The organism is Pseudomonas sp. JL3 (assembly GCF_031570575.1).
Taxonomy (GTDB): domain Bacteria; phylum Pseudomonadota; class Gammaproteobacteria; order Pseudomonadales; family Pseudomonadaceae; genus Aquipseudomonas; species Aquipseudomonas cucumis.
The window spans coordinates 1-8,980 of the sequence record NZ_JAKWJK010000040.1 but is presented as its reverse complement, the minus strand read 5'-3'; the positions used below and the strand labels follow the sequence as shown (position 1 = coordinate 8,980).

Sequence of the window (8,980 nt, the reverse complement as noted above, 5' to 3'; positions counted from 1 at the left end):
CTGGGCCTGCCACAGGTCGGCCGGCATGACCACTTCTTCGAGCTGGGCGGCCACTCACTATTGGCGGTCAGCCTGATCGAGCGGATGCGTCAGGCAGGACTGAGTGCCGACGTGCGCGTGCTGTTCAGTCAGCCAACCCTGGCGACGCTGGCCGGGGCAGTGGGTGGTGGCAGCGAGATCAAGGTTCCGGTCAACGGTATTAAACTCGACTGCACGCAGATCACCCCGGATATGCTGACGCTGACGAACCTGGACGAGCAGGCCATCGAGCGCATTGTGGCGACGGTGCCTGGCGGTGCGCCCAACGTGCAGGACATCTACCCGTTGGCGCCGTTGCAGGAAGGCATTCTCTACCACCACATGGCGGCGCAAACGGGTGATCCCTATGTGCTGCAAGCGCAGTTCGGCTTCGACAGTCGCGGGCGGCTGGAAGGTTTTGCCCAAGCGTTGCAGAGTGTCATCGACCGCCACGACATCCTGCGCACCGCCGTCCTGTGGGAAGGTTTCGACGAACCGCTGCAAGTGGTCTGGCGTGAAGCACGGCTGGGCCTGGAAGAACTGGTGCTGGACCCGCAAGCCGGGGATGTCGCCACGCAATTGCACAGCCGTTTCGATGCCCGGCACNGGTTTCGACGAACCGCTGCAAGTGGTCTGGCGTGAAGCACGGCTGGGCCTGGAAGAACTGGTGCTGGACCCGCAAGCCGGGGATGTCGCCACGCAATTGCACAGCCGTTTCGATGCCCGGCACTATCGCCTGGACGTCACTCAGGCGCCGTTGATGCGCATCGCATTTGCCCATGACGCGCCCAACCAGCGTTGGGTGGCCATGCTGTTGTTTCACCACATGGCGCTCGATCATACGGCGCTGGACGTGGTGCAGCACGAAATGCAGGCGCATCTGCTGGGGCAGGCAGACCTGCTCGGCGAAGCGGTGCCCTATCGCAACTACGTGGCCCAGGCGCGGCTGGGTGTCAGTCGCGAGCAGCACGAAACGTTCTTCCGCGAGATGCTCGGTGACATCGACGAACCAACGCTGCCGTTCGGCCTGCAAGACGTGCAAGCCGACGGCAGCGACATCGAGGAAGCCAGGTTGCTGCTCGACCGTGGCCTGAGTCGGCGTTTGCGCCGGCTGGCGCGCCAGTCGGGCGTGAGTGCGGCCAGCCTGCACCATCTGGCCTGGGCTCAAGTGCTCAGTCGGGTATCGGGCCACGACGAGGTGGTGTTCGGCACAGTGCTGATGGGCCGGATGCAGGGCGGCGCGGGGGCAGATCGTGCATTGGGCATGTTCATCAATACCTTGCCGCTGCGCGTGAGCGTCGGCGATCAGGGGGTCAAGGACGGTCTGCAAGCAATCCATGCGCGACTGACGGCACTGTTGGGGCATGAGCATGCATCGCTGGCATTGGCCCAGCGTTGCAGCGGGGTGACCGCGCCGACGCCGCTGTTCAGCGCCTTGCTCAACTACCGTCACTCCGGCGCACAACCCGACGCAGCAGATCCGCATTCAGCCTGGCAGGGCATCGAGGTGCTGGGGGGCGAAGAACGCACCAACTATCCGCTGGCGCTGTCGGTGGACGACCTCGGCGAAGACTTCGCCCTGACCGTGCTGGTCCTGGCGGGCGTCGGTGCGCAACGTGTCTGCGGATATATGAACGCTACGCTGGAAAGCCTCGCCGAGGCACTGGAACGTAGCCCCGCAACGCCGTTGTACCGCCTGCAAATCCTGCCGGCGGCGGAGCAACAACAATTGCTGGTTGAATTCAATGCCACCAATACCGACTGCCTGCAGGACGAAACAGTCCTCGCGCTGTTCGAAGCGCAGGTGGCACGTACGCCGCAAGCGGTCGCGGTGGTGCATGAGCATCAGCAAATCACCTATGGGGCGTTGAATCGGCGGGCGAACCGTCTGGCGCATCATCTGATCGGCCTTGGTGTGCAGCCGGACGATTGCGTCGCGATCCTGCTGCCACGCTCGATTGACCTGGTGACAAGCCAATTGGCGATCCTTAAATGCGCGGCGACGTATGTGCCGCTGGATCGCAACGCCTCGCTGGAACGCCAAGGCTTCATGCTCAAGGATTGCCAGGCGTCTATCGTGCTGACGTTCAGCACCGAGGTTGCGCCCGATGGCGTGCGCCGCGTTGACCTGGACACACTGGATACGGAAAGCGAGGCCACTCATGACCCGGCCCTCGCGCAATCCAGTGAGACGATTGCCTACATCATGTACACCTCGGGTTCCACCGGTCAGCCCAAGGGTGTACGGGTACCGCACCGGGCAATCAACCGACTGGTGATCAACAACGGTTACGCCGACTTTAACCAGCACGACCGCATCGCCTTCGCCTCGAACCCGGCGTTCGACGCCAGCACCATGGATGTGTGGGGCGCTCTGCTCAATGGCGGGCAAGTGGTGGTGATTGACCATGAAACCCTGCTTGAACCTTCCCGCTTTGCCCGGGTACTGAGCGAGTCGGGGGCGACGGTGCTGTTCGTGACGACGGCGATCTTCAACCAGTATGTGCAACTGATTCCACATGCCATTGGCGGCCTGCGCATCCTGCTGTGCGGCGGCGAACGGGCTGACGTGGCTTCATTTCGGCGTTTACTGAGCCTGGCACCAGGCTTGCGGTTGGTGCACTGCTATGGTCCGACCGAGACCACCACCTACGCCACCACCCACGAGGTGAAGGCCGTGGCGCCAGACGCCGAAAGCGTGCCCATCGGCGGGCCGATTTCCAACACCCGAGTCTATGTGCTCGATGCACGACAACAACTCGTGCCATTGGGCGTGGTCGGCGAGATTTATATCGGAGGCAGCGGGGTAGCCAAGGGTTACCTGAACCGGCCAGAGCTGACAGCGGAAAAGTTTATCGCCGACCCGTTCAGCCCCGAATCCGATGCATTGCTGTACCGCACGGGTGACTTGGGTCGCTGGTTGCCAGAGGGCGATCTGGAGTGCCTGGGCCGCAATGACGACCAGGTGAAGATTCGAGGCTTTCGCATCGAACCGGGCGAGATCGAGGCAAAACTCGTCACCTGCGCGGGTGTGAAGGACGCGGTAGTGCTGGTAAGAACCGACGAGCCGGGTGAAAAGCGTCTAGTGGCCTACGTCGTCGCCCGGCAGGATGCCACGCTGTCGGTTGCCTGGCTGCGAGAGCAGTTGTCCGCCTCCCTGGCCGAGTACATGGTGCCGACCGCATTCGTGATGCTGCCGGCCTTTGCCCTGACGCTCAATGGCAAGGTGGACCGCAAGGCATTGCCCGCGCCACAAGCGCAGGCCTACGCGAGTGAGGAATATGAGGCACCGCAAGGTGAGATCGAGCAGACGCTGGCGCGCTTGTGGGCCGATTTGTTGAAGGTGGAGCTGGTCGGCCGTCACGATCATTTCTTCGAACTGGGTGGTCACTCTTTGTTGGCGATGAGGCTGATCGAACGGATGCGTCAGGTCGGTCTGTCGGTGGATGTGCGGGTCCTGTTCAGCCAGCCGACGCTGCTGGCACTGGCCGCCGCCGTTGGCGGGTATCGGGATGTAGTGGTGCCGGCCAACGCTGTCGTCGAAGGCTGCGATCGAATCACTCCGGCAATGCTGCCACTGGCGGCATTGAGTCAGCAAACCATCGATCGGGTCGTGGCGAACGTGCCGGGCGGCGCGGGCAATGTGCAAGACATTTATCCGCTGGCACCGTTGCAGGCAGGCATTCTGTATCACCATCTCACGGCTGAAAAAGGCGATCCTTATGTGCTGCAGACGCAGTTTGCCTTTGATAGCCACGAGCGCCTGGAAGACTTCACCCGGGCGCTGCAGCATGTGATCGACCGCCACGACATCCTGAGAACATCGCTGGCATGGGAAGGCCTCGATGAGCCGTTGCAGATCGTATGGCGCCAGGCACGGCTGGTTTGCGAAGCGTTCGAACCGGACCCTGGCGCCGGAGATATCGCGGCGCAATTGCATGAGCATTTCGATGCCAGGCATTACCGGCTGGATGTGCGTCAGGCACCGATGCTGCGTCTGGCATTCGCCGAGGATGTGGCCAATCAGCGTTGGGTGGCGATGCTGCTGTTCCACCATATGGCCCTGGACCACACGGCGATGGAAGTGGTACAGCACGAGATGCAGGCGCACCTGCTCGGGCAGGCGCACCGGTTGGGTGAAGCGGTGCCTTACCGCAACTATGTGGCCCAGGCACGGTTGGGCGTCAGCGAGCAGGAACATGAAGCGTTTTTCCGCGAGATGCTGGGCGATATCGACGAGCCGACGCTGCCGTTTGGCCGACAGGATGTGCAGGGTGACGGCAACAATATCGAGGAGGTGACGCTGGCGGTGGAGGCCGGGCTGAGCCGACGACTGCGGGTGCAGGCGCGTGCGCTTGGCGTGAGCCCTGCGAGCGTGATGCATCTGGCGTGGGCGCAGGTGTTGGGTTGTGTTTCCGCTCGCGACGATGTGGTCTTTGGCACTGTGCTGCTGGGCCGGATGCAGGGAGGCGAGGGGGCAGACCGCGCTCTGGGTATGTTTATCAATACCTTGCCGTTGCGTGTGAGCCTGGGTGAGCAAAGTGCGCGTGCGGCGGTGCAGGCCACTCATGGGCGGTTGAGCGCGTTGCTGGGCCATGAGCATGCCTCGCTGGCACTGGCGCAGCGCTGCAGCGGCGTGTCCGCGCCGACGCCGCTGTTCAGCGCCTTGCTCAACTATCGGCATAGCGCCGGCGAGGCCACCCCGCAAATGCTGGCGGGCTGGCAAGGGATTGAGGCACTGGGCGGCGAAGAACGGACCAACTACCCACTGTCGCTGGCCGTGGATGATGAAGGTGAAGGTTTCAGCCTGGCGGTACAGGCGGTTAGCGGGATCGATGCGCAGCGCATCGGCGAGTACATGCAGACCGCCCTCGAGAGTCTGGTCGCAGCACTGGAACACGCACCCCACACGCCACTGTACGAACTCGACAGTGTGCCGACGGCCGAACGCCGGCAACTGCTCGACACCTGGAATGCCACGCAGGTCGCCTACCCGCAAGAACAGACGATTCAGCAGTTGTTCCAGGACCGGGTCGAGGCGTCTCCCGACGCCGTCGCGGTGATGTTCGGTGATCAACAGTTGAGCTACGCCGAACTGAACGGGCAGGCCAATCAGGTCGCGCACCACCTGCTGGCGCTTGGCATCGGCCCGGATGATCGCGTGGCCATCTGCGTGGAACGTGGCCTCGCCATGCTGGTGGGGTTGCTGGGTATTTTGAAGTCGGGCGCCGCCTATGTTCCGCTGGACCCGGCTTACCCGAACGATCGCCTGGCCTATATGTTGGAAGACAGTACGCCGGTGGCATTGCTGGTGCATACCGGCACACGCGATCTGCTGGGCGATGCGACGATGCCGGTCATCGACCTCGATAATGACACCTGGCAGGACCAGTCCACCGCCAATCCGTCAGTGGTGGGTTTGACGTCGTCGCACCTGGCCTATGTGATTTACACCTCCGGGTCGACCGGCAAGCCGAAGGGCGTGATGGTCGAGCACCGCAATGTGGTCAACCTGTTGTGCGCCATGCGCGACACGGTGGGCGTGGAGCCGGCCGATCGCATGCTGGCGCTGACGACCCTGGGTTTTGATATTGCCGGCCTGGAGCTGTACCTGCCGCTGATCTGTGGCGCCCGTGTTGTGTTGGTGTCCCGAGACCAGGGACGCGACGGCCGGTTGCTGGCCGAAGTGATTGCCAGCAGCGGCGCCACCTTGGCGCAGGCCACCCCGGCGAGCTGGCGTATGTTGCTCGAATCGGGCTGGCAGGGCGCTCCGGCATTGACCGCGCTGTGCGGTGGTGAAGCGTTGCCCGCTGATCTTGCCCTGCGCGTAGCGGGACAGGTCAAGACATTGCTTAACGTCTACGGTCCGACCGAAACCACGATTTGGTCCTCGGCCACCCCAGTAGGGGACCAAGCGGCAGACGGCAGTCAGATCAGTATCGGCCGCCCCATTGCCAATACCCGGTTCTACTTGCTCGACTCGCATGGCAAGCCCGTACCGATCGGTGTCGCGGGTGAGATTTACATCGGCGGTGCCGGCGTGGCCCGGGGCTACATGAACCGCGACGACCTGACGGCCGAACGTTTCCTGAAGGACCCTTTCAGCACGCAAACCGATGCGCGGATGTATCGCACGGGCGACATTGCCCGCTACTGGCCGGACGGCAGGATCGAGTACCTGAGTCGCAACGATGGTCAGGTCAAGATTCGCGGTTTGCGCATTGAGCTGGGTGAAATAGAAGTCGTCCTTGGCGCCTGTCAGGGGGTGAGTGAGGCGGTAGTGGTCGTGCGTGAAGACCCTCCGGGTGAGAAGCGCCTGGTGGCCTATTACAGAGTGCTGGCCGAGCAAGACGAACCATCGATCGAAGCGTTGCGCGGGTTTATGCTCGCGCAGCTGCCCGAATACATGGTGCCCGTGGCATTTGTGCGGCTGGAAACGATGCCGCAGACGCCCAACGGCAAGCTGGACCGCAAGGCGCTGCCTGCACCGGAATCGGGTTCGATGAACGCTTATGGCTATGAAGCGCCGCAGGGGGATGTCGAGTCGGCACTGGCGCAGATCTGGCAAGCGTTGCTGGGCCTGGACCGGGTCGGTCGGCATGACCGCTTCTTTGAGCTGGGCGGCCATTCGTTGCTGGCGATGCGGCTGATCTCTCAGGTGCGTCTGCGTCTGGGCGTGGAGCTGGCGTTGAGTGAACTGTTTACCCATTCGCAATTGAGTACATTGGCGCAGGCGGTGGCGCGTTCGGTGCGCAGCAGCTTGCCGGAGATCGTCGCGGTGACGCGCGATGAGCCGTTGCCGCTGTCCTTCGCGCAACAGCGCTTGCTGTTTCTGACGCGGATCGAAGGCGCCAGCGCGGCCTACCATCTACCGGCCGGTCTGCGCCTCACGGGTGATCTGGACCGCAACGCATTGCAGCGTGCACTGGACCGGATCGTGGCCCGCCACGAGGCATTGCGCACCACCTTCGTGCAGGTCCCGGAGCAGCCGGCCCTGCAACGTATCGGCGCCGAAGACAGCGGCTTTGCCCTGCAGATCATCGATCTGTCCGCTCATGCCGAGGCGCAAGACGCGCTGAACACACTGGTCGCACAAGAAGCCACCGAGGCTTTCGACGTCGAATGCGGCCCGTTGATTCGCGGCCGGCTGATCCGTTTGGGCGAGCGCGAGCACGTGTTGTTGGTGACGATGCATCACATTGTGTCGGACGGCTGGTCGATGGGCGTTCTGACACGGGAACTGGTGGCTCTTTACGAGGCGTACCGAAGTGGGCAAGACGACCCGTTACCGGTACTGCCGGTGCAGTATGCCGACTATGCCGTGTGGCAACGACGCTGGCTGAGCGGTGAGGTGCTGAAGACCCAAAGTGCCTATTGGAAAGTGGCGCTGGCAGATGCGCCAGCGGTGCTGATGCTCCCCGTCGATCGACCACGGCCGGCGCAACAGAACTATGCCGGCGCCGCCATCCCGGTAGCCTTCGATGAAGCCCTCACGGCGGACCTCAAAGCGTTGAGTCAGCGTCACGGGACCACTTTGTATATGACAGTGCTGGCCGGCTGGGCCGCGGTGCTCGGCCGCCTCTCGGGGCAGGAGACGATCGTCATCGGCTCGCCAGTGGCCAACCGCACGCGCGTTGAAGTCGAGGGATTGATCGGTTTCTTCGTCAATACCCTTGCCCTGCCGATTGATGTGTCGGGCCAGCCGAGCATCGAAACGCTGCTGCAACGGGTCAAGGCGCAGACACTGAGTGCGCAGGCCCATCAGGATCTGCCGTTCGAGCAAGTCGTGGAACTGGTCAAGCCGGTGCGCAGCCTGTCTCACAGTGCGGTGTTCCAGGCCATGCTCTCGTGGCAGAACACGGAAGGCGTCGAACTCACGTTGGGCGACCTGACAATCGAAGGGCTGGGATCTGCGGGGCGGACGGCGAAGTTCGATGTGTCGCTCGATCTGGGAGAAGTTGATGGTTGTATTCAGGGTTCGCTGGAATATGCCACGGCGTTGTTCGACCAGGCGACGATGCAACGCTACCTCGGTTACCTGGAGCGGATGCTGCGGGCGATGGTCGCGGATGCGCGTGTGGTCGTGAGCGAGATTGCCTTGCTGGGGGATGCCGAACGCCAACGACTGCATGGGTTCAACGCCACCGAGGCGGACTATCCGCAGGAGCAGACTATCCACGGGCTGTTCGAGGCCCAGGTGCAACGCACACCGGACGCTGCGGCGGTGCTGCATGGCAAACAGTGCCTGAGCTATCGCGAGCTGAATGAACGCGCCAACCGGTTGGCGCATTACCTGCGCAAGCAGGGCGTTCAACCGGATGCGCGGGTAGCGATCTGCGTCGAACGCGGCGTCGACATGGTCGTGGGGTTGCTGGCGATTCTCAAGGCCGGTGGCGGTTATGTGCCGCTGGATCCGGCTTATCCGGCCGACCGGATTGCCTACATGCTGGCGGACAGCGCCCCGGCGGCGGTGTTGGCGCAAGCGGCCACGCGTAGCTTGCTGAGCGAAACGTCGGTGCCGGTGATCGACCTCGACAGCGATGTCTGGCAGGACGAATCCGTCTTGAATCCGGAGATTGTCGAGCTGACTTCATCGCACCTGGCCTACCTGATCTACACCTCCGGCTCCACCGGTTTACCCAAGGGCGTGATGATCGAACACCGCAACACGGTGAACTTCCTGACCTGGGCGCACCGTTCGTTTGATGCAGCAACCCTGGCAAAAACCCTGTTCTCGACTTCGCTGAACTTCGACCTGGCGGTCTACGAATGCTTCGCGCCGCTGACCTGCGGTGGCCGCATCGAGGTGGTGAGCAATGTGCTGGAGCTGCAACAAGGCGAGCACGACATCAGCCTGATCAACACGGTGCCTTCGGCCCTCAAGGCGCTGCTGGAATCCGGCGGGCTGAACGACAACGTGCACACGGTCAACGTCGCTGGTGAAGCGCTCAAGCGCAGCCTG

1 protein-coding gene is annotated in these 8,980 nt (G+C 63.0%); it reads left to right on the top strand.

Annotated features, from left to right (window positions below; translation table 11 throughout):
* Positions 1-295: 295 nt before the first annotated feature.
* Positions 296-8,980 (top strand): amino acid adenylation domain-containing protein (locus MMG91_RS28610; protein WP_405046570.1); only part of this gene is annotated, 8,685 nt, incomplete at its 3' end.